General features: G+C 47.4%; 22 protein-coding genes. 7 read left to right on the plus strand and 15 right to left on the minus strand.

Going from position 1 to position 25,747, the window contains the following annotated elements; genetic code table 11:
• Positions 1-525: 525 nt before the first annotated feature.
• The 4 genes from EKG38_RS05080 (at position 526) to EKG38_RS05095 (ending at position 3,608) form a co-directional block, all read left to right on the plus strand.
• Positions 526-2,070, plus strand: coding sequence for a S41 family peptidase (locus tag EKG38_RS05080; protein WP_126519173.1), 1,545 nt, complete (start codon positions 526-528; stop codon positions 2,068-2,070).
• A 128-nt stretch (positions 2,071-2,198) separates the two neighbouring features.
• The gene (locus EKG38_RS05085) at positions 2,199-2,546 is read left to right on the plus strand and encodes a hypothetical protein (protein WP_126519174.1); all 348 of its coding nucleotides are present in this window, start codon (positions 2,199-2,201) and stop codon (positions 2,544-2,546) included.
• A gap of 95 nt (positions 2,547-2,641) precedes the next feature.
• Entirely contained in the window at positions 2,642-3,022 is a 381-nt protein-coding gene (locus EKG38_RS05090; protein ID WP_126519175.1) for a hypothetical protein, read from the plus strand.
• 55 nt (positions 3,023-3,077) lie between these two features.
• Positions 3,078-3,608 carry a peroxiredoxin family protein gene (locus tag EKG38_RS05095; RefSeq protein ID WP_126519176.1) on the plus strand — a complete coding sequence of 177 codons (531 nt, stop codon included), beginning with the start codon at positions 3,078-3,080 and terminating at the stop codon, positions 3,606-3,608.
• A 300-nt stretch (positions 3,609-3,908) separates the two neighbouring features.
• On the opposite strand, the gene EKG38_RS05100 is transcribed toward EKG38_RS05095, so the two are convergent.
• The 6 genes from EKG38_RS05100 to EKG38_RS05125 all read right to left on the minus strand — a co-directional run bounded on the left by EKG38_RS05100 (position 3,909) and on the right by EKG38_RS05125 (position 12,147).
• Positions 3,909-4,763 (minus strand): PA4780 family RIO1-like protein kinase, encoded by an 855-nt coding sequence (locus tag EKG38_RS05100; protein ID WP_126519177.1) that lies wholly within the window; start codon positions 4,761-4,763, stop codon positions 3,909-3,911.
• A 126-nt stretch (positions 4,764-4,889) separates the two neighbouring features.
• A complete protein-coding gene (locus EKG38_RS05105) occupies positions 4,890-5,303 on the minus strand; it encodes a DUF3010 family protein (protein ID WP_126519178.1) in 414 nt (137 codons plus the stop codon).
• An 84-nt stretch (positions 5,304-5,387) separates the two neighbouring features.
• A complete protein-coding gene (locus tag EKG38_RS05110; protein WP_126519179.1) occupies positions 5,388-7,136 on the minus strand; it encodes a hypothetical protein in 1,749 nt (582 codons plus the stop codon).
• Between the two features lie 645 nt (positions 7,137-7,781).
• The gene (locus tag EKG38_RS05115; protein WP_185826780.1) at positions 7,782-8,549 is read right to left on the minus strand and encodes a phosphoadenylyl-sulfate reductase; all 768 of its coding nucleotides are present in this window, start codon (positions 8,547-8,549) and stop codon (positions 7,782-7,784) included.
• Positions 8,542-10,251 carry an assimilatory sulfite reductase (NADPH) hemoprotein subunit gene (cysI, locus tag EKG38_RS05120; RefSeq protein WP_126519181.1) on the minus strand — a complete coding sequence of 570 codons (1,710 nt, stop codon included), beginning with the start codon at positions 10,249-10,251 and terminating at the stop codon, positions 8,542-8,544. Before cysI ends, EKG38_RS05115 begins: the two co-directional genes overlap by 8 nt.
• 120 nt (positions 10,252-10,371) lie before the next feature.
• Positions 10,372-12,147: an assimilatory sulfite reductase (NADPH) flavoprotein subunit gene (locus EKG38_RS05125; RefSeq protein WP_126519182.1), complete on the minus strand. Its 1,776-nt coding sequence runs from the start codon at positions 12,145-12,147 to the stop codon at positions 10,372-10,374.
• 351 nt (positions 12,148-12,498) lie between these two features.
• Between EKG38_RS05125 and EKG38_RS05130 the strand changes: the two genes are divergently transcribed.
• Both EKG38_RS05130 and EKG38_RS05135 read left to right on the plus strand, forming a co-directional pair.
• Entirely contained in the window at positions 12,499-13,881 is a 1,383-nt protein-coding gene (locus EKG38_RS05130) for a MipA/OmpV family protein (protein WP_126519183.1), read from the plus strand.
• Between the two features lie 308 nt (positions 13,882-14,189).
• Entirely contained in the window at positions 14,190-14,465 is a 276-nt protein-coding gene (locus EKG38_RS05135) for a hypothetical protein (protein WP_126519184.1), read from the plus strand.
• Positions 14,466-14,630: 165 nt separating this feature from the next.
• Here EKG38_RS05135 and EKG38_RS05140 read toward each other — a convergent pair whose 3' ends face one another.
• The 3 genes from EKG38_RS05140 to hldE form a co-directional block, all read right to left on the minus strand.
• Positions 14,631-15,110, minus strand: coding sequence for a TetR/AcrR family transcriptional regulator (locus tag EKG38_RS05140; protein WP_126519185.1), 480 nt, complete (start codon positions 15,108-15,110; stop codon positions 14,631-14,633).
• Positions 15,111-15,495: 385 nt separating this feature from the next.
• Positions 15,496-16,371: a hypothetical protein gene (locus EKG38_RS05150; RefSeq protein WP_246033095.1), complete on the minus strand. Its 876-nt coding sequence runs from the start codon at positions 16,369-16,371 to the stop codon at positions 15,496-15,498.
• Positions 16,368-17,798 carry a bifunctional D-glycero-beta-D-manno-heptose-7-phosphate kinase/D-glycero-beta-D-manno-heptose 1-phosphate adenylyltransferase HldE gene (gene hldE, locus EKG38_RS05155; RefSeq protein WP_126519186.1) on the minus strand — a complete coding sequence of 477 codons (1,431 nt, stop codon included), beginning with the start codon at positions 17,796-17,798 and terminating at the stop codon, positions 16,368-16,370. Before hldE ends, EKG38_RS05150 begins: the two co-directional genes overlap by 4 nt.
• A gap of 159 nt (positions 17,799-17,957) precedes the next feature.
• Between hldE and EKG38_RS05160 the strand changes: the two genes are divergently transcribed.
• Entirely contained in the window at positions 17,958-18,881 is a 924-nt protein-coding gene (locus EKG38_RS05160) for an LpxL/LpxP family Kdo(2)-lipid IV(A) lauroyl/palmitoleoyl acyltransferase (protein WP_126519187.1), read from the plus strand.
• Positions 18,882-19,291: 410 nt separating this feature from the next.
• On the opposite strand, the gene EKG38_RS05165 is transcribed toward EKG38_RS05160, so the two are convergent.
• The 6 genes from EKG38_RS05165 to EKG38_RS05190 form a co-directional block, all read right to left on the minus strand.
• The gene (locus EKG38_RS05165; RefSeq protein ID WP_126519188.1) at positions 19,292-20,206 is read right to left on the minus strand and encodes an FAD:protein FMN transferase; all 915 of its coding nucleotides are present in this window, start codon (positions 20,204-20,206) and stop codon (positions 19,292-19,294) included.
• 25 nt (positions 20,207-20,231) lie between these two features.
• Complete coding sequence (locus EKG38_RS05170) at positions 20,232-21,530, minus strand: DUF3570 domain-containing protein (RefSeq protein WP_126519189.1); 1,299 nt, start codon at positions 21,528-21,530, stop codon at positions 20,232-20,234.
• On the minus strand, positions 21,521-21,736 hold the full coding sequence (locus tag EKG38_RS05175) for a DUF4266 domain-containing protein (RefSeq protein WP_126519190.1): 216 nt from the start codon (positions 21,734-21,736) through the stop codon (positions 21,521-21,523). The genes EKG38_RS05170 and EKG38_RS05175 overlap by 10 nt, the downstream gene beginning before the upstream one ends.
• Positions 21,737-21,739: 3 nt before the next feature.
• Entirely contained in the window at positions 21,740-22,207 is a 468-nt protein-coding gene (locus EKG38_RS05180) for a TlpA family protein disulfide reductase (RefSeq protein WP_126519191.1), read from the minus strand.
• 379 nt (positions 22,208-22,586) lie between these two features.
• Complete coding sequence (gene fliB, locus EKG38_RS05185) at positions 22,587-23,768, minus strand: flagellin lysine-N-methylase (protein WP_126519192.1); 1,182 nt, start codon at positions 23,766-23,768, stop codon at positions 22,587-22,589.
• Positions 23,769-23,862: 94 nt separating this feature from the next.
• Entirely contained in the window at positions 23,863-25,587 is a 1,725-nt protein-coding gene (locus EKG38_RS05190) for a potassium/proton antiporter (RefSeq protein ID WP_126519193.1), read from the minus strand.
• Between the last annotated feature and the right edge of the window lie 160 nt (positions 25,588-25,747).

Here is a 25,747-nt window from a genome sequence, read left to right on the forward strand (position 1 = left end):
CATTCAACGCAGAAGTTGGCAGCCAAAAACACTCCTGAAAGGCGAGTTTTAGCGCTTCCTATGCCGTGTTAACGAGCTTAAACGTAGAATAACTATGTTCTTCACTCGTTGCCTTGCCTAGAAAGCGCTAAATTCTCGCTGAGCGATTACATCTTTATACCGATTGGTATTATTGGCAGCGAATAGAGCCTGATGGCAGCGAAGGGCGCCGGATAGATGATGGCATTAATCTCCAATCCATCTGAAAATGTCAGGCTGTAAACCCAACTCATCGGGCAGTACAAAACCAACGATAAATCCAATATATCAATGAGATACAAAGAGCCAGCTATCCGCCAAACGCCATAACTTGATGAATGAAAGGGTTATGAATAAAGCCAGATAGACTACAATTGAGATACATAAGCTGAGTATTCATCACCCATCTTGTGTATCACATCCACTTTTTTTGAATCGGTTTTTGGGTCTGTTTTATCTGAAGCTTCTCGCAGATAGCGCGCTGAAGTATACATATCAAGGAGTGATATGAAGTTTGGATTTAAAGAGATAGTAAATACATTTGGCTTATGTTTACTGATAAGTACACTGCAGTTGGCGCATTTAACCCTCACCTCCACAGAATACAGGGTGAATCTGCGTCATGGTGAAATGCGCCACGATCTCCATATATTAGTTGATGAGATCAGGCAATATTCGGCATTTTCTGGCCTGGATAGCTCACGGCTGGAAAACATTGAGCGGGCAGTAGACTCTATTATTTATCGCTACCCCATCAATATTACCAGCGACAAATTCAAAGCCGAAGTAATAAAACTCATCGCCATGCTCGATGACCCGGGCGCAAACATCACCACGCATTTACAAGCTTCAGGCATCCTACCGTTACGGTTGAGACCCATGGGGGATACCTGGCTCGCGCTGAACGAGGACGAGCAACTGTTAGACCCGGAACATCCCTACATTACTCATATCGATGGAATTCCACTTTCTCGCTGGATAGATATCAGTTTACGTTTTATTCCGCGCTCCCTGAGGCTAAGTACTTCTCAGCAGACACAATGGCTTTCGCAACTGAACATGCTAAGAGCCGAGATGGGACTCACCGTTACCGATAAAGTCAGGCTCACCCTGACTGATAACCGAGATTCGAACATACAGCTGATATTAGCTGTGCAGACAGACTCCCCGCTAAAAGATGCACTCATCCTCAAAGACCCACTCGATATTGAAAGCCACGCCGCCCTGATTAGCATTACAGATTTAACCCGGTTTGAAACCAACCCCTTGGCGCTTAAGGAGTTACAACTTGCCTTTACTCACCCGTTAACCATCCTGGACTTAAGAGAGGTTACCGGAAACAGTGACAGGCTATTGAGGCTACTGGTAAGTGAGTTTGCAGGACCAGAGCAATTTAGTGGGAGTGATGAAGGCGATAGATACCTGATGGCGTTATCACAATATCGGCGCTCGACGGACTTTAAGGGCGATCTGCTCAGGCCGCTTAACTTTCTTCCTTTCGATGAGTTTAATTTCTTCGAGCAGCTTCAGTTTTCAGATATCAGCCACACGATAAACAATGAAAATGCAGCCCGTTTTGGGCACTGGTATGCCAGACGCTCTCCCGCAGTGGAAAAATTAAACACTAATGAAAATAAGGCTCATCGTCTCGCACTTTTAATCGGTCCCGAATGTCGGCAAGAGTGCGAATGGATAGCTTACGTAGCGAAGTCTTTGCCCAGAGTGACACTTATTGGAGAGAAGACCTCCGGAGACTTAGGCAAACGATACGGTTTCAGGTTACCCCAGAGCAATATCGAGGTAAGAGTCACTGCAAGTATTGCCTACAGCGCAAAAGGACAATTATTATCGGGTATGGGTACCCACCCGGATATCAGGCTACCAATCAATGAAACCATTCACTGGCAAGGTTTAGTCACTCTACTCTCACACGAGAGAAGGCCCGGTGAAAATAATCAAGCTGCTGTACCTGAACTATCGCTCAAACGAGTGGAAACAGCCGATTCGAAAAACTCAGCACCCATCGATTTATGGAGGCAAAGCTCCCCTTAATATTAATTAACGAGCGTCGGCCCTCTCTCAAAACACACGATGAGAAAGCCAGATATCAATTCAGGCAATGCTTCTGTTAATATTAGTTAAAACAGCCCTTAACTATGAGTACCTCAGGAGCAACCTAGATGTCCAATAAGGCCAAGCACCTGTTAACGGCAGATACCTTTAACCGCGGGGCACTGCGCATGACAGTCGCCTTGCTTCGTGGAGTCAATCCCAGATTGGCACTTAGCGTACAAAATCAGATGAGTGGGCCCCTTAATCCTCAATCGGATGCCAACCCAAGCCCTAAAGATAATTTCAGGTTAACGCTTAAGCCGATAGAAGTCAGGCATGTCGTCGAAACACTCAAGGCGAAGGGGGAGCATCCTAATGCAGACCCGGGCACAGAGATGCTTATCAAGGCACTGATCATTGACTGGGTAAACTATGCAAACTACCTCATTGAGCTAGAAAATAATCAAAATGCATAGTAGAGTAAATATTAGCAATGGCGAATGTGAGACACTCGGCTTCTGCGGAAAGCTTGTCGCCTCAAAAAATAATAAAACAGATAATGGAATATAAAATGAGTAGTCCAATCGGTGGCTTCTATCTGAATGCGCAGTACAGAAAGAAGGCTGAAAAATTTGAATTGTCGAGCAAGCCTAAATTAAATATCGCCATAGAGCTGCGGCTCGATGACTGCATCATCCTCAATGACTCCCAAATAAGTTTAGCCGACTTAGAGTGCCAATTCTCAACTTCTCAGGTAGCAATATATCTTCACCCAACGGTCGCTACCACTGGTATGATACGGCTCGATTGTTCAATAAAAATTGAACATCAAGATGACGATATAGCGCAAACGAAACAACAACTTGTAAATATTGAATCCGGCGAAACTCTTTCGACTCTGGTAGAGGGGAATGAGAGGATCAGATTAAAAACAAGCTGTAACATCTGTTAGCTTTGATTTTTTCAATGTCTTAGTTAAATTGGATTAATGGATTCAGGAGATAGTAATGATTAAACTGACTAAAATACTTATCATGTCTTTGATACTGACTTGCTCGGCCTATGTGCAGGCAAGCGATCTCAAGGTCGGAGACAAAGCGCCGGACTTTAAATTACAGTCCACCAACGGTGAATTCTATCAACTCAAGGATTACTTAGGTAAACAGACATTGGTGCTCGCTTGGTATCCTATGGCCAATACTCATGGATGCACACTCGAATGTCGTTCTCTCGTTCAAAAGGGACATTTAATCCGTGAGTACAATGCGGCATATATGATGGCCAGCGTCGACGACTTAGAAGATAACCAGGACTTTGCCAAGAAGCAGAAAGCAGATTTTCCGATGTTAAGCGATCCGACCAAAGAGACCGCTAAAGCCTATGATGTCCTCAACTTTGTTCGCGTAGCCAGTAGAGTGACATTTTATATCGGTGAAGATGGAACAATCTTAAAAATTGACGAAGATATTAACGCCGAAACGGCAGCGGAAGATATTGCAGCAACGTTGAAACAGTTGGGAATTGAAAAACAACAGTAAAGCAGTAAGAAACTAAGATGACGGTCTACGACCTATCGCTTCGCGGACGGCTTAGCCTATTCGACGGGCTTCGCCCTAACAGCGAAGCGTCATCTTAACTCCACCAGCGAAGCGTCATCTTAGCTTCACCAGCGCAGCGACATCTCGGCTCCACCAGCGCAGCGTCATTTCAGCTCCACCAGCGCAGCGTCATTTCAGCCCCACCAGCACAGCGTCATTTCAGCTCCACCAGCGCAGCGTCATCTCAGCTCCACCGGCGTAGCGTCATCTTAGCTCCACCAGCGCAGCACCATCTTAGCTCTACCCTTCTATCGACTCACGGATCCGCTCTTTGCGTTCCTGCTCTTCATCGAAGGCCGCTTCGATTTCAGCCAGCACTGAGTCAACATCGGCCGCTTTAGTGCTCTCTTTAAATTTCCCGGTCAACTCTGACTCAGGATTCAACTTACCCGACTCGAACAGTGCCCACATCTCTTTCGCATATTTGGTCTTCAGCAACTCTGGAGCAAACTGACCATAATATTGGGTCATATTATTAACATCACGCTCAAGCATTCTCTTGGCGTTATTATTCGCTGCCGCATCGACGGCTTGAGGGAGATCGATGATCACCGGCCCGCAGCTGTCTAGCAAGACATTAAATTCGGACAGATCGCCATGGATCAAACCAGCACAGAGCATACGCTGCACATCTTTCATGACCACTTTATGATGCGCCAGAGCCTGCTCAGTTGTCAGGGTGACATCGTTTAATCTGGGGGCAACAAACCCTTGCTCATCGGTAATGAGCTCCATTAACAGCACACCATCGAAGCAACCATATGGTTGAGGTACTCTTACGCCGGCATGAGCGAGACGAAACAGGGCATCAACCTCGGCATTCTGCCAAGCCTGTTCCTGTTCGTTACGACCAAACTTCGAGCCTTTCTCCATTGCACGAGCGCGTCGACTATTACGGCCTTTACGACCTTCACGATATTGAACAGCCTGTTTAAAGCTGCGCTTCTCGGCTTCTTTGTAAATTTTGGCGCATCGAACTTCACTGCCACTACGAACAACAAATACATCGGCCTCTTTGCCACTCATTAATGGACGAAGGACTTCATCAACTAAGCCTTCATCTACGAGAGGCTGAATACGTTTCGGAATTTTCATAGCGCCCTTATACCCTACTTAAGGGCTTGATGGAATATCTAAGCAAATTATCATTCAAAATAGATCGGTTCATGACCACTCAATACCTCGCCATACTGAAATGATTAATTACTACTTTTTAAACACTTAAGTTAGAAGCTCAAATGCCAGATCGTAAGCCTTGCCCAGATCGACGGTTTTTGGTTTTAACGCTTTAAATTCTAATGTGCGCTTATCTGTCGCCCGAACCGTTGCCGGATGCACGAGCTCGATACTCGATGGAGACAGGGCTAAAATCACACCTTCCATTAAAAATGTCCCCGCGCCTCCTGCCCCCTGACCTTTACTCGCACGTCGATTCAGCACTAGCTTGTCGATACCATGTTCGATGCAAAATGCCTTCACCTGTTCACCAAAAGCGACAACTTCATCCTGAGTCGGATTCTTAATTAAGGTGAACTTATTCGTTTTTGGAGCCACCAATTCATGAGTGGCACGTGTCCCGTTAAGGGTGACGATTCGAACCTCATTTGCTTTCAAAAACATTCCGGCAACTAACATATCGCACCTTACTTTTATACCAATCGGTATTAGGCAAAAAAAAGAGCCAGCGATGCTGGCTCTATCTGAAAGAGGGATGTTAACTTACTCTTCCGCTGGTGTAACTTTGTTATTAATATATGAGTCAAAAACGATGCCTTGCTCATTGATATCCACGCCCATTTTCACCTGCATATCATAATCTTTCATCATAGAGAGCTCTTCGGGAAGCGGCTCACCCGTCATCTCTGCCAAGGTCACAATTGGCGTGAATAACTTTTTATAATCTAAAGCGATATTGTACAAGCCATTATCGGTAAGCGGTTCGGCGGCCAACTGCTCAGCTATGGCCTTCGCCTTCTCACCATTGAACAACACCAAGTGACTGCCTTTCACAGCCATCTTAGGCTTAATGCCGTACTCAGGCGGCAGAGGAAGCAGGTGAGAGAGGTCGATAACGCTACCATCTTGGGGCAGTTGAATATTGGCTAACTCGGGAGCGAAAGGTTTCACCATATTAAACAGCATACTCGGATTATCGGCAGATAAGCTCACTATGGCATCGATACTCTCTAACCCTGGTTCGCCCTGCCCTGAAGCCGATGGTTCGGAAAATTTATAATCAATAATCGCGGCGCTCACCCCTCTGACTCCATTTGCCATGCCGGTAAACATGCCTAACATTGCCGGGCTCTGACCCGATAACTCCTGCTGAAACTCCTGCAGGACCTGACACTGGTATTGTGGCTGCAGTAGCTCATCCCAAACGGCAGTCAATGATGGAACCAGTTGGTTAAGTTCAATGCCTACTCCCATTGAAAACACTGAGTCACCAGGATTTTTAGCGTAATCGGGTATGAAACCACGCATTTTTTTAAGGGCATCGAGCAGGGTCTGATTCTTACTCTCTATGATCGTTGAGATATCGAAGCTGCTCTGTTTATCCTCGATATTGGTACTATTTACCCCAAATACCGTACGCGGCCAATTGGCGGTGATAGCAGAAAATTCTTTGTGACACTCAGGGGTTCTGAATTCGGCAAGCAGATCTTCCCCCTCTTGAGCAGAGAAAGCCGTTATCTGCTGAGCCAGTTGATTGCCCTCTTTCGTGGTAATTGCTTTGACTATCTCCTGATGATTCAGATAACCAATCGCTTCGTCGCTGAAACCATGAGTGTTAATGATCTGCTCAATAATTCCTGAATCGGCCAGTGACTGAGCCACGGGGCGTAAACCTAACGCCGTTTCCAGAGTTGGCTCATCGATAAATGCACTATTGAGAGTTACCGTCAGCAAGCCATCTTTTTGAGCAAGCAGGAGCTCTAACTTCTCGGGGTCACCTATATCGCTTAGGGTATAAACACGATAATCCAGCCCTTTCAACGTTCTTATTTCATGGCTATAACCACTGTCTAGCTCAGCCTTATCGAGTAAAGCCCATATCGCCTGAGGCTTTTCCACTTCAAATTTAACGACAGGCAAGATGCCCAGAGTATAGAAATAGCTACGGATCTGTTCCGACAACCCAAAGGTCTCGATAAATTGCTCACCGCTTTGCAGGCTGTCCATATATGAGCGGCTCAGGCTCAAGAGAAACTTAGCTCTCGCGTCATCAGACTGCTCTAACTCTGCAAAAAGCTCAGCTGGGGCCGTCTTATAGCTTTGGGAAAGAGAGTTCACGTAGGACTTGATTGGAAAAGGCTTCAGCTGACCGGAAAATAGCGGAGTATCGGCAGGAACAGAGGCCAAAACGGTATCAGACTGACCGGAAGCGGAACTTGGCTTGTCTTGACTCAACCAATATCCACCCGCACCAGCGGCGACTACGGCTGCTGCAATTATTATTTTCTTCATCCATCAAACTCCATTTAAAATTAACAATATTCGTGTCTACTTAACTTATACCAATCGATATTAAAGAGAACTCCCTGTAGACATAGGTTTTAAATATACTATAACGGGCGGGCAAAAGGGAGTGATGGAAAAGGGAAGCATAAACAGACTCTGAGATACGACCTGAATAGCCACGTCGGGCTATTCAGGTGTAACGGCTTTTGATTAAGCAGGCGCCAGCAAGCCAATCAAAACCACTAACTCATCTCAAGGAGTGAAACGAGCAAGGCTTTTGTTTGCTGACAGCTCTGTCTGTGACTCTTAGTGAGTATCATCACATGAATGACGATAAGCTCAAGGAAGAACTAAAAACCACTGAGTCCAACTCAACAGATGACAGACTCGATACAGAACAGCATTCTAAAACCATCTACGGGAACCACAAACTATAGACTAAAAAACGAACTGTGCATAAGTTTGTGAGTATTTATGTACAAAAAAATTAAAAAATAGAACTAAAGTATAACCTGAGTGGATAAAAACTCATTAAATTAGCCAGATGACAACGATGTCAGAAACACTCTTTTATCCACAATCATGAATTTATGCCGCTCATATCACTCAATGAATCTCCTTCAAAAAGCAAGAATAACCCCCTTATCAGAGTTAGATATCGAAATGCAGACCACACTCTCGCTTCAAACCGTTAAAACGCGTCTCCTCTTCGCTCATGCCCAGCTCCATTGGCTTGCTGGAATGCACATCTCCTACCGAGACATACCCTTTCTCCCAAAGGGGATGATAGGGAAGATCATGCTCTGTTAGGTACTCATGCACATCTTTATTACTCCACTCGAGGATCGGCAGAATTTTATAGCGCGAACCATGGATAGCGAGAATAGGGAGCGCCTCACGGGTACTCGATTGAGAACGGCGCAACCCGGCAAACCAGGTCCCGACCTCCAATTCACCCAGAGCCCGCTGCATAGGTTCGACCTTGTTCATCCTGTTATATTGATCAAGGCCATCTAAGCCCTTCTCCCAGAGCAAGCCGAAACGCGCCTCCTGCCAGGCCGGAGTCAGCGGCGATGCAAACACCTTAAGGTTTAGCTTTAATCGCTCGGTTAACTCATCGATAAACCGATAAGTTTCAGAGAAGAGGTAACCGGTATCCGTCAAAATCACAGGTATATCAGCCTTGCGCTCACTAACCAGGTGCAGCATAACAGCACCCTGTATCCCAAAGCTTGACGAAAGGGCATGATTTCCCGGCAGATAATCGAGTCCCCAGCTAACCCGTTGAGCCGGGGTTAGTTCAGACAAAAACTGATTAATACGCTCAAGCTCAAGCTTTTGCTCAACTTGAGGCGCGTTCAGTAACGCCTGAAGTTCATCGGAGGAGACGATGGACTTCACCTTTACGGAGTTAGTCATGGAAGTCCTTAGCGGCATCGAGAACCGCTTTCACTACGCCAGAGCGAACCGTGAAATTACCAAAGGTTTCGCCCTCTTCACGCTCGTTCACATAGCGAGCGAACAGTTGGTCGAGTTCAGATAAGATTTCGGCTTCCTGAATATTTTCACGATAGAGTTTATTCAGTCGAGTCCCTTCAAAGCTCGCCCCAAGATAGAGGTTATAGCGACCCGGCGCTTTACCCACCAGGCCTATTTCGGCCGCGAAGGGTCTGGCACATCCATTAGGGCAACCCGTCATACGGATAACTATGCCCTGATCGGCAAAACCATGCTTCTCCTGCAAGGACTCAACCTTAGTCAGAAAATCGGGGAAATAGCGCTCCGCCTCGGCCATAGCCAGTGCGCACGTTGGCAAAGCCACACAGGCGATAGAGCGGCCACGAGTTTCGGAGATAAGCTTGCCCATCAAACCGTGACTGCGGGCCAGAGCCTCGATCGCGTCTTTATCTTCCTCGGCAACGCCGGCAACGATAAAGTTTTGATTTGAGGTCATTCTAAAATCACCTTTATGGATTTTAGCTATCTCTCTTAAACCGGTTTGCAGTGGCTGACCCGGAAGATCTTTGATTCGACCCCCTTCGATGAAGAGTGTCAGGTGCCATCTGTTGTCGACCCCTTTGATCCATCCATAACGATCGCCGCGATCGCCGATCACCACGTCGCGTTTGGGTTCGAACTTAACGCCGGCGCGCTTTTCAACTTCAGCCTTGAAGGCTTCATAGCCATGCTTGACGATAGTGTACTTAAGTCGTGACTGCTTACGGTTAGAGCGGTTACCCCAATCACGTTGAACGGTCAAAATGGCTTCGGCAAATTTCAGGGTGTCTTCGGCCTTGATAAAACCAAAGTCATCGGCAAGACGCGGGAAGGTCTCGACTTCACCATGGGTCGACCCCATACCACCACCGGCGACCAAGTTAAAACCGACAAGCTCGCCCTCTTCTGCAACGGCGATAAGACCCAAGTCATTGGTGTAAACGTCGACATCGTTATCCGGTGGCACGGCAACGGCCATCTTAAACTTACGCGGCAGATAGGTTTTACCGTATACGGGTTCAACCTCATCCCCTTCACTGGTAGCAACCTTATCATCACCTAACCAGATTTCGGCATACGCCTTAGTTCTTGGAAGGTAGATATCTGACAGCTTTTTAGCCCAGTAATAAGCCTGTTCATGAAGACGTGACTCAACAGGATTTGGATTACACATCACGTTTCGGTTTACATCACCGCAAGCCGCAATAGAGTCTAACGCCTTCTTGTCCAGACTCTGGATCAAGGTTCTGAGGTTACGCTTCGAGATGCCATGATATTGAAATGTCTGACGCGTCGTGAGTCGAATACTGTTTGAACTGGTCAATGTCGATGAGATCTCATCGACACCTAACCACTGCTCAGGTGTACAGACACCACCGGCAACACGGGCGCGCAACATGAAACTATAGAGAGGCTCTAACTTCTGCTCCTTACGTTCATTACGTAGATCCCGGTCATCTTGCTGGTAAAAACCATGGAACTTGATTAATTGCTGGTCGCCCTCGCTAAATGCGCCGGTGACCGCCGTATCGAGCCCCTCTTCAATGCCTCCCCTAAGGAAGTCACTGTCGGTTTTCAGGTGTTCATTTATCGATAATTTCTCTTCAACATTTTCTACAGTCATGGCAAGGTCTCACTAATTATCCAGGTGTAACGCCCAATCTCAGGGCGTCACATCAATATTCTTAATCATTTCAATCACACTCAAGGGATCCGCACTCAGTCGAATCAAGCCTCGGAGCGATCAATAGACATCTTTTTGGTAGCGTTTATCGCTGCGTAGGGCTTCGAAATACGCTTCGGCCTCCCCTGGCGTCTTAGCGCCGAACTTAACCGCAACATCCAGTAATGCCTGATGGACATCTTTCGCCATACGCTCGGCGTCACCACAGATATAGAGGTGAGCACCTGACTCCAACCACTCCCATAACTCTTTGCCTTGCTCGGCAATACGATGCTGAACGTAAACTTTATGCGCTTGATCTCTGGAGAAAGCCAAATCGAGACGGGCGAGCGAACCCTCTTTAAGATATTGCTGCCATTCGGTCTGATAGAGAAAATCTTGTTCGAAATGTGGATTACCAAAGATAAGCCAGCTGTTCCCTTCGATACCCTGAGAAGACCTTTCCTGCATAAACGCCCTGAATGGTGCGACGCCAGTCCCCGGCCCCACCATGATCACAGGAGTCTCAGGATTTTCAGGTAATCTGAAGTGATTATTGGGTTCGACATACACCTTAATCGCCGTCCCCTCCTCCGCCTGGGCCAAGAATTGAGACGCACCACCGAATCGAGTCGTACCTTCATGCTCATCTTCAACCAGGGCAACGGTCAAATGAACTTCAGACTCAACTTCGGCCTGACTCGAAGCGATAGAGTAGAGACGAGGTGTGATAGGGCGAAGTAACTCAAGCAGTTGAGTCGCAGTGATCTTCACAGCATAGTCAGCGACGAGATCGGCCAGTTGGTTATTCAGCACAAAATGACGAGTTAACTCTTTATCTTCGACGGTATTAAGCAACTCCCGGTTTCCACTTAACGCAGCCCACCCCTGAACCAAACCCGGATAGATCTGAGTCAACTCTTTCTTCTCAATTAAGGCTTGCTTGAGCGACAGGGAGTCCTTGCCAACGGTCACCGGTGAGTCACCATCGAGTGCCAGCTTAGTCAAGATTTCATCGACTAAGGTTTCGGCATTGGTAAACCAGACACCTAAGGCATCGCCGACTTGATAGCTTAAGCCCGATTCATCCAGATCAATTTCGACATGGCGAACATCACGGTCCGAGTCCCGGCCCGTTAGTTTTTGGCTGACTAAGATCTCCGCGGTATAAGGTTTTTGCTTGGTGTATTCATTTTCCACTACAGAGGGTGCGATAGAAACCACACTCGCGCCGGAGGTCTGAATGAGTGGCTTAACCGCTTCCAGTACCCTCTCTTGCCACTGCTCCGCCGCAGACTCGTAGTCCACATCACACTCAACCAGAGGTTGAATCGAGGTAGCACCGAGCTTTGATAATCTCTCATCGAAGTCTTTACCTGTCTGGCAGAAGAATTCGTAGCTTGAATCTCCCAGAGCCAACACAGAATAGTTTAAGTTTTCAAGTCGGGGAGCGCGTTTCGATGCCAGAAACTTATGCAACTCTATCGCATCATCCGGCGCTTCACCTTCACCATGGGTACTCACGACCGCCAGCAGCAGCGTCTCTTGCTTCAACTGTCTTACTTTGTAATCCGACATAGAAGCTAAATTGACCGCATAGCCTTGCGTTCGAGCCTTCGCCGCCAGTTCGCTGGCAACGCCACGACCGTTCCCGGTTTGGCTACCATATAAAATCGTCATCGTTTGCGCGGGTTCAGTATCCGCAACATTTACAGTTGCTTGCCCGGCAGACGCCGACAGGTATCCTCCCACCCAAGCGAGTTGAATGGCACTCAGCTCAGAGGTGAGCTGCTTTAACTTATCGACCTGTCCTTGTGACAGGGGAGAAGCGAGTGATGAAAGCTCTTTTAACAACATGAGAAACGGCCCTATATCTGTGTAATATCGGTTAGCTTAGCGTCTATACAGAAAAGCAAAAAAGAATAAAATCTAATTTTTAATTCCTTTTTGATATATGAGTGATCAAATATCCGACAGAATAGGGGCAAAATGGCCATAAGCGGCTGCAAAACGAGTAGATTTCATACAAGTAAACAGAGTGGCGAATATAGGGGGAAGATGGAACCGCGCACGCGGTAGATGAGATAAAGTGAAACTAGCGAGAAGCCTGGCTCAACTATCAACAGAATAGTTTTGACACAAATAATTTTTTAACTTCCTGTTTTCATTCTATACTAGCATCACAAGTTCGATAATAATTAAAAAAAGATGAAACTTAACTCACTGCTCATTAGCTCTATTTTCGCGCTGACCCTCCCCAACATAGTGAGCGCTTCCTCCGAGAACAAGGAGAGTAACGAACTTGACGAACCATTGACTCAGGTTTACGCGACCCAATATCAAGCTGAAAATTGGGGTCTCGCGATGGGGGTAAGGCGGGGAGATATTCCATTTGCTGTCGACGATGATAGCGTTAACGATATTCTTCCTTTAATCAAATTCAGAAACGATTACTTATTTATCGATGGCATGGAGGCGGGCGCACATATTTGGAAGAATGAGAACCATCAGGTCAACGCATACACCCGCTTCAGGTTTGTCGATATCCCTTTAGAGCTACAAAATGAATCTCAGTCTCAAGCTTTCGATTTCGGCCTCCAATACCGATTTATCAAGGGACCCTGGGAAGCCGATGTCGCATTCATGGCCGACTCGAACAAACGCAGTTATGGTTATTCACGAACCAAATACCATTGGGAGTCCGGTGACTGGTACCTCAGTCCTTATGCCGAGTTGAATTGGAAGAGTGCTGATTTCAACCAGTTTTACTACGGCTTAGAACAATATGACACCTCAGGTGGCGTAGAGGTTAATGCCGGCGTCACCGCACGCTATCACCTTGTCAGTAATCTCTACCTGTTAGGCAAGTTTGGGGTGGGACGACTCGAAGATGATATCGTCAACCTGCCGACCATAGACAGCCAGTATCAATATGAATCATTTTTTGGTTTCGGCTTCTATCCCGATTCAGGCAAGAAGAGAACGCCCAATTCATACTCTGATTCAAACTCTAAATTCCCCCCTAAAGCTGACTCAGATGATGAGTTCATAAGAGTGGCCCATGGTTGGGCGACCCCATCGAACCTTAATGCCATCTTGTCATGGCAGACCAAAACCGATCCCTATAATAACCAGCTTACTTCGGTATTCTACGGAACTCGACTCACCGAAACCCTGTTTACTCTGCCGATAGAGCTTTATTTCACCCCTGGTGCTGTTTGGCACCACGACTCTGAAGTTCAGGGAAACCTTGCAGAAGGCGTGGTGGCAATTAAGGCATTCTACACCTTCGAGATCGGACCAAGGTGGCGCTTAGGTGTGGCAGAGGGACTCTCTTATGTCAGCAGCGTCACTCACATCGAAGGGACTGAGATGGAAGAGAAAGGCTATAAGCCCTCTAAGCTGCTTAACTATTTAGACTTTTCGCTAGATGTAAATATGGGGGATCTGTTTAAAAGTCGTAACTTAAGCAATATGTGGATGGGTTACAGCATTCACCATAGATCCGGCATTTATGAGAAAAGCTCTGCATTTGGCCGTATCGGTGGTGGCAGTAACTATCAAACCCTCTACCTTCAGTGGCATTTCTAACCCCAATGAACCGCTCATCCCCTCGACCAAATAAGCATTAATCTTTTTTGGTCGTGGACTCTACTGATAAGGAGCGACAGTTTTATCTTCTTATCGAAAAATCATCCCTTAACGCCCTGTTAGTTGATAACCCCACACTTTTTCTTATAGCCCTATTTTTAACAGGCTTCCCCAAATAAAACAGAATATTAACCTGACTTACATTAGCTATTGGCTCAAGCTGTATCACTTTGTCACTTGCATAAAAATTAAACATCTGCTTATATAAGTTCGGGCTTATCTAATAGTGACAGTGAGGAGTGGTTAACATGCAGGCATCGACTCTGGGTTCTTCTTTTGCAGATTTTAATGATAGAAGAGTCACTCAGCCCAATTTAGAGCAGCACTGGCACCGTCTTTCCACTGCGCAAAGATTCGCTTTCTATACCCTTGCAAAACTGGGGTATCAGCTACTGTTTGTCAGACAATCACAGAATGAGAAGACGGCGGTTGCAAGACAGGATGACAGGCTAGTCACTATCGATGATGAGGGGGATATCGACTTCAACCCGAGCCTCGTACTACGTGAGAATAGAGCTACGTGAAAACAGAGCGGCGTGAGAAGAGAGCCGCGTGAAACAGATTGCCAGCTGATATAAACAGATAACCATAAAAAAGGAGCCTCGGCTCCTTTTTATCTCTTAGACTTTTTATCTCTTAGACTTTTTATCTCATTGACTGATGTCTTACATTCTATCTACACAACTCGACTAAGCCGCCTCGGCTTCTGCGGTTTGAGCAAGCAAGGCTACCGCGCTTCTCCCTAACAGATCACTGACAAGCTTTCCCCCTTCGTCGCCCAGTTCTGACATTGCCGTTTCCCTGGTCTGACTGACCGCTCGAAATAGGGTGACTTCATTGCCGGAATAACCACACAAGCTAAAAAATAGTCTCAATATAGCAGCATGGGTTGGTTGCGCTAACGCCGCCATCCAGGACTGTTCTAGCTGAGTTAAACCGGAGAAGTCTAACCCACGAATAAATAACCGGGCAATATTTGGGTCTAACCGGGTCAAAAAATCGACTTTACGTGGGAAGTGGTGACTAATGCCTGTCCTGCTTATCCCCGTCGCATCGGATAGGGTTGTGTATGACATCGGCTCATAGCCAAGAGTAAGGATCTGATTTAGCGCCTCGTCCAGAATTTGATTTATCGTTTGTTCAGTTTGAACTTTTGAGCGCTTAGCCATTGCCGATCCTCCAATCTTATCGTTTATGATGCCTTATACCAATCAGTATAAAGATGTGATCGCTCAGCGAGAATTTAGCGCTTCTGAGGCAAGGCAACGAGTAAAGAACATAGTTGATCTACGTTCAAGCTCGTTAACACAGCATCGGATGCGCTAAAACTCGCCTGTTAGGCGTGTTTTTGGCTGCCTACTTCTGCGTTGAATGGCCTTACAAGGGAACAACCATTCCATCATCCATTCGCCTTGAATTAGTTGCCAAAAAACACGCTGAGTAGATCACTTTCTTATACTGATTGGTATTATATGCTATCAAAACAGGTTGGAGATTTCTTCAGTAAGGTGATGCATATACTGAATTTCTGACTCTCGTTCAGCAAAGGTTCAGCTAAAGTTCAGCTTGTTCACTCTGTTTCTCGGGCAAAACGTCATTGCCCGCCAACATCCTTTGCTCTCGCAACCAATGTTGGGCCGCATCCTCGCCCAACAGCTTAATCAGAGTTGGCTCGAGATAGTGCCCTAAATCAGGTTTTCGCCAAAACATATAGTTAGGTAACGGCTGAAGCACTTGGGTACTAAAGGTGCGATGGAGCAAGCTGGAAAACTCGGCGAGGCTATCGGGCTCAAGAAGTGCCAATTGGGGGAGGATATCGACCATCAAATCACTGAATGTCTCGAATGCCATCAACTCCTGAAGCGTATATCGGCTCAGTAGCTGGGACAGTACCGGCACCGTCCAGTGCGACATAGCTGTCACATTCTGCATCACATCGATGTTTCTTCGATGATATTGCTGCCAAATAAGCCCTAAGCTTCCTGTCTCTCGCGCCACTCGCCAGGCCAGATAACAGTCTGCCAGCCATTCATGCATGTATGGCGTAAGTTCATCAATTAAACCACTATCCAGCAGCTCCTTGGCCTCCAAATGACCCATTTCATGCCACAAGGTTAACTGATGCTGGTTTTCAAGATTAAAAGAGACAATAGAGCCGGACAAATTGACAGAGAGTGACTCGGGAATGTTCTCGGGCGAGGTAAGAATCAATCCGGCGATAGACCTGTCTTCAACCGCCATCACCATGGCGCCTCTTTGGCCCAATAATTGATTAAATTCAGAGAAGTTAGCAGGTAATTGGTGGCGAACAGATGAGGGTAACTGATCTAAACACGATTGAAGTGACTGTAGGTCACATATCATCGCCTGCTTTGAACCGATATCGGTCCAAAGCAAGCTAACACTCAGCGCAAGCGCTGAACAGATCACTGATTAGCCATGATATTTTCTATAATCGACGTCGTCGAAATGCCATCTTCAAAGCCCAGGACTTTCACGGAACCACCGGCGGCAATCACCTCTTTACCACCCGCAATATCCTCAACATTGTAATCTCCGCCTTTCACCAGCAGATCCGGCAATAGTCTGGAAATAATACGCTGCGGAGTATCTTCGGTGAATGGTACCACCCAATCAACCGAGGCCAAGCCAGCTAAAACGGCCATACGACGATCCGACTGATTAACCGGACGCCCTTCACCCTTGAGGCGTTTAACTGAATCGTCATCATTCACGGCAACAATCAATCTGTCACCTAACTCTCTGGCTTGTTTAAGGTAACTCACATGCCCTGCATGTAAGATATCGAAACAACCATTGGTCATCACAACCCGTTCGCCGCGAAGTCTCGCTTGCTCAAGGGCATAAACCAGCTGATCTTCGCTGACCGCGCCAAAGCCAGACTCGCCGTGATTAAGCGACAGCGCTTTAATCAATTCAATTCGACTTACCGTTGAAGTCCCTAATTTAGCGACGACGATACCGGCTGCGGCATTGGCGATAGCACAAGCCTGAGGCAGGTCGCTCCCCGCCGCTAAAGAGGTTGCAAGCGCTGAGATAACGGTATCACCTGCACCGGTCACATCGTAGACTTCACGTGCCACGGTAGGAATATGCAGCTCGGGAGCGTCGGCGGTAATTAAAGTCATCCCTTTTTCAGAGCGGGTCACTAAGATAGCCTCGATATCAAATTCGCTAAGCAGGGCTTGTGCCTTTTCAACCAACTCGGCTTCTGAAGAGACGCTACCGACAACCTCTTCAAATTCACTCATATTGGGAGTGATTAACGACGCACCACGGTAGCGGGAAAAGTCACTCCCTTTAGGGTCTACCAGCACCTTAACGCCTTTGGCTTTAGCCTTCTGAATAAACTCTTGAGGCTGAGTGATCGCCCCCTTCGCATAATCTGACAGCACAACCACCGCCACATTATCCAGTGCAGATTCAGACTGAGCCAGTAATGCCTTACTCTCATCCTCAGGGTAAGCCTCTTCAAAATCCAAGCGGATAAGCTGCTGATTTCTGGACATAACCCTGAGCTTAGTGATGGTAGGCTTACCCTCTACACAATGCCATTTAGGCTCGACACCCAAGGCCTGAATGCCGGTAGTGAGTGCATCTGCGGCCTCATCTTTGCCAACGATACCAGCAAGACTCACCTGGCCACCTAAGGTTGCCACGTTGAGCGCTACGTTGGCCGCCCCACCAGGTCTGTCCTCGATCTGTGAGATCTTAACCACAGGCACAGGCGCTTCAGGCGAAATGCGGCCGGTAGGGCCTGTCCAGTAACGGTCTAACATCACATCACCGACAACTAACACCTTTGCTTTTTCAAAAGCTGGTAGAGAAACCTTCATAACACTCTTATCTTTTTCAAAAATTAATGACCGATTGTACCTAATTTTGCCATTAACTAACAGGCACAGATAGGAGTGACAATAGCCGATCATTTTCCCACTTTTTGGTGTTAATTTACGTTAGAATACCCCCTTACTTTCCAATTTTTCGAGTTTACCGTGGTAGAGAAAGCCCAATTTTCAGCGCATTTATATCACCCCAAATACTGGCTGCTTTGGTTCGGTGTCGCTTTGATGCGCCTCACTCAACTCCTCCCGCTTCAGATACAGATGAAGCTGGGCGCCATGATAGGCAGATTGGCTAAGACCCTTATGGGCAGAAGGGTCAATACGGCCAAGCGAAACCTGGAACTGTGCTTCCCAAAAATGACAGTCGAAGAGCAACAGAGCTTACTCAAGCGTAACTTCGAAGAGACGGGTAAGGCTATTTTCGACACCATCAATGCCTGGTGGTGGTCGGATGAAAAGGTTCAACGTCATATGACCATCAAGGGTCAGGAGCATGTGGAACAGACCCTCAATGACGGCCACGGCGTTATTCTGTTTGCGGTCCACTGCCTGCCACTCGAGATGGGAGCCAGAATCTTCGGTCAGTTCCAACCCGGAGTTGGCGTCTACCGCCCTCACGATAATCCCGTGATGGAGTACCTGCAGGTTAAGGGTCGCCTTCGTTCGAATAAGGCCTTAGTCTCCAAGCGAGATCTGCGAAAAATGGTACGCTGCCTACGTAACCCGGATGTGATCTGGTATACCGCAGATCAGGATTTCGGACGCTCAAGTGCCACCTTTATTCCCTTTTTCGCCATGCCTGAGGCCGCGACCATCACAGGTGCAACGACCCTGGCACGTCTGGGCAAGGCCAAGGTGCTGCCTTTCAGCGTCGTGCGAAATGCCGATGATAAGGGCTACAACATAGAGATACTCCCTCCACTGGACAACTTCCCCGGCGAAGATGAGATAGCCGATGCTAAACGTGGCAACGGGATTATCGAACAGATAATCATGCGTAACCCCAGTCAATATATGTGGCTCCACCGCAGGTTTAAGACTCGTCCTAATAAGGACGACCCATCGGTGTATTAATCGCTGTTAGCGATACCAGCCCCGGAATTTATTCCGGGGCTTTTTTGTGACCTTGTTGTTATTGGCAAGTGTATTGGAGGTCTTACCTTCATTGGTATTTATCACCTCGTACGGGTCACCTTCGAATGAAGGTGGATTACATTTTTTGCTATGGTTCATTGATATTGGGTGAGCTATAGGATAGTTAACCTTTATGGTTATCTATCGCTTCCAGCGAGGGGATGTGCAGATACTTCTGTGAGTCGCCGCGAGCACTTCCCTGTGGGCTTCGGTTTCAGGGATGAAACCGCAGAGCGTATAGGGACATATTTATAGCGTTCCACAGAAGTAGCTACATCTGCTCTTGCTGCTAGCAATATGGTGATAAGCAAGATTAAAGTTTTACCATTAAGATACTTTAAATCTTGATGCTATCTGAAACACTTAAACTCTACTTCCTGTTCGCTGAGGAAGACTTCGGCTTTTTCGCCTTCAAGCATGGCCATGGTGGCCAGCATACCGGCGGTGACGCAGTTGGGGGCGAGGACGGTGACCGAACGTGGTGCCTTGAGCACAGGGTAGCCGGTTCTGGGATCGATGATATGACCGAAACGTTTCCCATCCTTTTCGATAAAACGTCGGGTATCACCACTGGTGGCCAGTGCGCCTTGACGAATTTCCAGCAGCGCCGCAGCGCTGTCGAGTCGTTGTGGATTCTCGATCCCCACTTGCCAGGGCTCATTACTCGCCCCTTTAGATATCGGGCAGGCGATATCACCACCAAAGTTAACCAGCACCGAAATAGCGGGCCACTGCTCAGCAAGCAGATAAGCCACTCTATCGACGGCGTACTCTTTCGCTATACCGCCAAAATCGAGGGACATGCCGGCGGGAAACTGCAGTTGATGCTCATTAAAGCTCACCTTAGAGAAATCGACTAACGCCCTCGCCTGCTCGATATCCGCAGCTTTGGGGATCTCACCACCATCGAACCGCCACAGTTTCATTAGGGGTCCGGCGCTGATATCGAATCGACCATCACTGAGCTGATGACACTGGTGGGCAAACTGCAGCAGACTCGCTGTTTCGGCATCGATGGGAGAGGCCTTCCCCGCTGCATGATTAATCTGCCACAGGGGGTTACCCTCGATGAAGCGACTGAACTTCTGTTCTATACGACGGGCCTCGTCGGTCGCCAACGCCATCATGGCACGCGTAATATTTTCATCTTGGGTAGCGATCAATAACTCACAGGGACTCGCCATCGCGCGGAACGAACCTAAATGTCCCCAGCTACGACGACTCAACTCAAAACCGGATGATGCTCTTTGCTGTTGAATACTCATGCTCCCGCTTTCAATTTCGCACTTTTTAAAAAGAGTAACTCACCTGTGCAATAATCGCTTTCACCTCGGGAAACAGATCGTGATCTTGCAACTGCCCGACTAGATCAAAGCCATTATTCTCAGGGTTTTGTTGGTAATACTCCAGTCGATAGCTCATCTCATGACCGCCGGAGAGACGCTGCCCAAACTTGAGCCCCAAAGTATAACTGGTCATATCACCGATACGGTAGTCGGCACTGGCATATTCGGGAAGAGGTTCGCCGGTCATCAGGAAGGGGCGATAAAAATTGGCGGCTTGTTGCTGATAATATCTCAGGTGCACCTGCCCATAGAAGCGCCCACTGAAATAGTAGCGGTAATGGGTCTCCAGAGTATGAGAGTTCAGGTCCCAATCATCGGTAGTGTAACGGTAGGAAAAATCGACAACGCCCGCATCCAGCGCCCCTTTCGTCATCATATAGAAGCTGTGTTTGAGACGAGAATCCGGGCGATTCTCATACAGATAACCCTGTGTTGTCCCGGTATCATCGACCTGACTCAATATTTTATAGGGATCAGTCATATAACCCGATACGCTGGACAGGCCGTAGTTTGCCTGAAACAGCCACCTGCGGCTCAGTACCTGAGTGACACTCAACATCATATCCATGGTTTTCTTATCTTCCGAGCCCTCCATGCGAGTCTGATCGAACGCCGCTCTATACTCCTCCTCGGTGTCATAATCGCCTCTGAGTACCATGGAAGAGAGAGCCACGGGTCTGCCACCGACCGGATCGACGTTATCTAAGGTATAGGCCCCCGATAACACCAGTGTGGTGTTGTCTTTATTGAAGCTGCGCTCTACCCCAGCATTGAGACCCAGAGAAAAATAATCAAACTCCTTAGAGCCATTCACACCCACATTGGTTTTCCATACCGGAGAGAGAATTTCCGCCCAGTTGGCGCTTGCCTGCACCCGGGTATCATGGAAGGTATCATCGAGAGGCGTTTCACCTGGGGCGGTTTGATATTGACCATCACCGGAGGGACGAGTAAAGGTTTGAGTTTCTGCTTGGGCGACGGCACCGGATGCCGATGCGCCGGTCAAACTATCCACTACCAGCTTCATATCCAGCAGAGACTCATCGCCAAACGCCTTCTGCACGTTACCGATAGCTTCAACGGCTTGCACTCTATCTTCCTCACCGTAGTACATGATGGCGGCATCGACTTTCCAGTCATCCAACGCCTCTTCACCGGCTTGAACCTGAGCGCTATGACCAAGCAGGCTACAGCTGGCAATCGCTAATGCTGTAGATATCTTTGGTCTGTTTTTTAATTGCATCCGCAGCCCCCTCCCGCTAACGAGCGACCACCACTGCTGCCCTCTTTACTGAAATAGATATGGTCATCGAGTGCCAGATCTAATTTTTCACTGTCCAGCGCCATGTCGGCTCTGGCCAGCTGATCTTTCTCCCATGGCTCGACACCGAGACTCGAACAAGCGGATAAACTGATAGCAATCACAATAGATATGATGGTTCGATTCATGGGTTACTCCTTCAGCAGTTCGACTATTTCATTCTCATAACCTGCAGATTTTTCTTCAAAAAAACCCAGGTGCGTTTGTACTAATTCTCCCTGACGATTGAAGATATAACTGCTCGGCATACCTTGCAGATCAAACTGGCTGGCGACATCGGCTTCGGGATCAAACCTGATATGAAAATCGGCGGGTAATTTTGATAAAAACTTCTCAGCTAATGCCCTGTCTTCATCTAAGTTAATGGCAACAATAGCCAATCCCTGTTGCTGATATTTTTGATGCATTGCATTCATCCAGGGAAAAGACTTACGACAGGGCCCACACCAGGAGGCCCAAAAATCCAGGTATACCACCTTCCCCTTAAACTCACTCAAGCTGACCAATTCGCCTTGAAAATTTTGTACCTGGTAGTCCAACGAAGGCGCGGCACTTAAGCTCCACGTCATAAAACTCAGCAACAGCAATAGTTTTCTCATTATAGCTCCTGACTTATTGCCACCATTAATTCGTTAACCAAATCGACACATAACGAACACATTAGTCTCACTCTAATCCGCTATCGTTAAAATTGAAATCAACCTTAGGATAAAATGGGTAATTTCAATGAAATATGCACCGTCTGCACGAGTATCTACATCTTTTTTTAGCCTAACCCAGAAAATGCTGAAGAAATGTCAACGCGAATTTAACATTTAATGAGCGGTGGGGAAGGTTTATAGCTGGGGAGAAGTGATGGGCAGACTCTTGCGGCACACTCAAGTTTAAGTATGCACGCATCTCGAACTACATTGAGTGAGTCTGAAGGATTCGTTTTATTGCAATGACCTATAATGAACTACAGTGAAGAGATCGAAACTAATCTTGAGTTTTTAACAGGCTAATAATGCCAGCCACATTGGAGAAGCTAAACTTCTCCATTATCTCTGTAACTTCCTTAATAAAGGTAGGTTGATGCTGACGAACGACATGATAGACCTGAAAACAGAGAATAATGTCACGTTCTGATAACCCATTATTTTTATTTGCAATAACGGCCAGATAACACCGCATAATAAAGCAATCTAACACAATCAACCTGAAGGCCGATTGTGGTTTATCATCCAGAGTTGTCGGGAAGTATTCGTGATACATATAATACAAGAGATAACGCTTAAATATATCTCCGTGCTCCTCTAATGCTGGGGAGGCGATATCGTTCCATGCACGGTTAATTCTATCGATATCCAGGACTCTATCCTCATTTAACATCTCTGAGATAGCATCATCGATCTCTCTAAACCTTTCCCCGCCGGCCCTTGGGTGTGCATCGATAACCATCTCATAAATTGCGGCGAATGCCTGAACCTGATGGTCACACACATAGGATAAACTTTGGTATTGCTCCTGCAGAACACCTTGCTCCGCTAGTAAAGACAGTTGTTCGAAGCGACTATCCAGTACACTAGCCGGAGACTCCTTTTGCCACACCTTATCGGCCGAATTAATCAAGAAACCTATGGCGAGTAACGCCTGCTGCCAACTAAGCTTGTCATTTAACAGCAGGTCGATGCTGTGATCGTAAGTCTTAGTCACCCAATCAGGGCTCGAATGAGGGGTAACCTTTGAACCAGAGAGCTTACGCTCAAAGATAAAGGCATCAGGGCTGAAGAGTATCAGCCTGGCAGCTTCCGGGCATGACAAAGAAAGACTGTCAAACTTATCATGCTCTCTGATGGCCGTGACCCTTGGATAAGTTCTGCACGTGGTACTGAGCATCTCTTCACCGGCTATAGAATGGATCTTACAGAGTTTGTTGCTGTCTAAAAACAGGCAAGCTCCCGTAGCATCGGTCTGGATTATGGCCCACTGACTATCACTACGTTTAACTTTCTTCAGGGCCGACTTAGCCAAGACTTTCAACTCAGGATGGGCCATTGTCTTCTTATAGCTTTTCTTATCGACATGGATGTTCCAGCCGACACAGCAGCTGTCTTCGCAATCCGGGCCTATACAGCTAAAATCACTGACATACTTAGGGGTAACAATGGCGCTATCCATACTGACTCTCTTAAACATAAGAAGGAGTTATAAGATAACAAAGTTGGCTAGCGAGTCAAATATGATAAAAACTTACCAACTCCCAGGTAAAAGCTTACAAATCATCGGGTAAACGTATACCAACCTTAGTGACCTCTCCCTGACTCAGCTCAGAGACAACCCAATTGAGTGATTGCCATTCAAATTGGTCCCCAAGCACTAACTCATCCCCCAAATGTTTAACCAACAACTCTCCAACACAGAGAGATTGCGCCTCGTCATCGAGTACGAGTCCATATATCGGGGCCAGGCTGGCTAATTGAATATCGACATCGAGAAAGAAGTCACCGAAGAAGCGGGGCAGCTCCTGCTGCATTGGCGCTTCACTGAACAGGGTTCCCAACGCATCGAGATCATTTTCATGACCCAGTACACACAAAATATCTCCCGTTTGCAGCTTAGTACTCCCCGAAGGATTCAACATCTCATTGTCACGGTACAGGGCCGCTATATGGGTGCCCACAGGCATGTTGAGCCTGCGAACGGGCTCTCCCACACACCATTTATGTTCGCTGAGGTGGTAGACGAATAACTCCCAGTCACTCTTAGGGTAGATGGCCAGTCCGGATCTGGAGATGGGGCTGGGCTTTGTCGGCAGTTCGACCTTAGCGAGTCTCGCTGCCCTGCCCAGAGAGCATCCCTGAACCAGCAAGGAGACCAAGACGACAAAGAAGGCGACATTGAAATAGAGCTGAGCATTAGGAAGACCCGCCATCATAGGAAACACGGCTAGAATAATGGGTACCGCGCCTCGCAGCCCGACCCAGGAGATAAACCAACGGTCACGGCTACTGAAACTCTTAAATGGCAACAGGCTCAGCCAAACGGAAATGGGTCTGGCAAACAAGATCATGCCGAATGCCAATGCCAACGCAGGAAGCGCCACCTCAGTCAGGTCCGATGGGGTCAATAGCAAGCCTAAGACCAGAAACATGCCAATCTGGCTCAGCCAGGTCATGCCATCGAGCACACTCAAAATGGTGTGCCTTGCCTGTATCGCGCGGTTACCCAGCAGTAATCCCAACAGATAGATAGACAAGATGCCGCTACCGCCCAGACTATTTGAGATAGCAAACACGATTAGTCCGCCGCTGAGCACCAACACAGGATATAAGCCATCGGCCAACTGAACTCGGTTGATTAATTGCCATAGCAACCAGCCTCCACCTAAGCCCAGGCACGCCCCCAGACCAAACTGTTTGATGAAGCTCATCACCATGAAACTTGCCGAGACCCCATCACCCACACTAGCGAGTATGGCAATTAAGGTCACTGTCAGAAAAACAGCCATAGGATCGTTGCTGCCAGATTCAATCTCTAGTGTCGCACCAACACGTTCGTTCAGACGCTTGCCTTTAAGCAGTGAAAATACGGCTGCGGCATCGGTGGAGCCAACGATAGCGCCCACCAATAATCCTTGTAATAAGTTTAGGTCGAATAGATAGGCGGCCATCATTCCTGTAAGGCCCGTCGTAATAGCCACACCAAATGTGGCTAAGGAGAGTGCAGGCCACAGGGCTACCCGGAAACTGGAGACGCGGGTACGCATACCGCCATCAAGCAAGATAACGGCCAGGGCTAAGTTACTGACCAGGTAAGCAACGGAATAGTCGTCGAAATGGATTCCGCCGGGGCCGTCTTCTCCCGCCATAATCCCCACACCAAGAAAGACTAACAGGATAGGAATACCAACACGTGAGGAAACCGCACTCAAAAGCACGCTAGCCGCAATTAACAGCGCACCAATAAGAAAAAAATGATTAATTGTTTCAGCGCTCACGACGACCCCTTCTCCGGTACTTGAACCTAATCTCTGATGCCTGCTTTATGAACATTACATTTATGAACACTACTTTATGAACACTGTCGTAAGCTCAGTTTTTATCTTGTAAACATCGAATGACTTTTAGCCATCCATTATACAATAGCAAGGGAGAGTA

The organism is Shewanella canadensis (assembly GCF_003966225.1).
Classification (GTDB): Bacteria; Pseudomonadota; Gammaproteobacteria; order Enterobacterales; family Shewanellaceae; genus Shewanella; species Shewanella canadensis.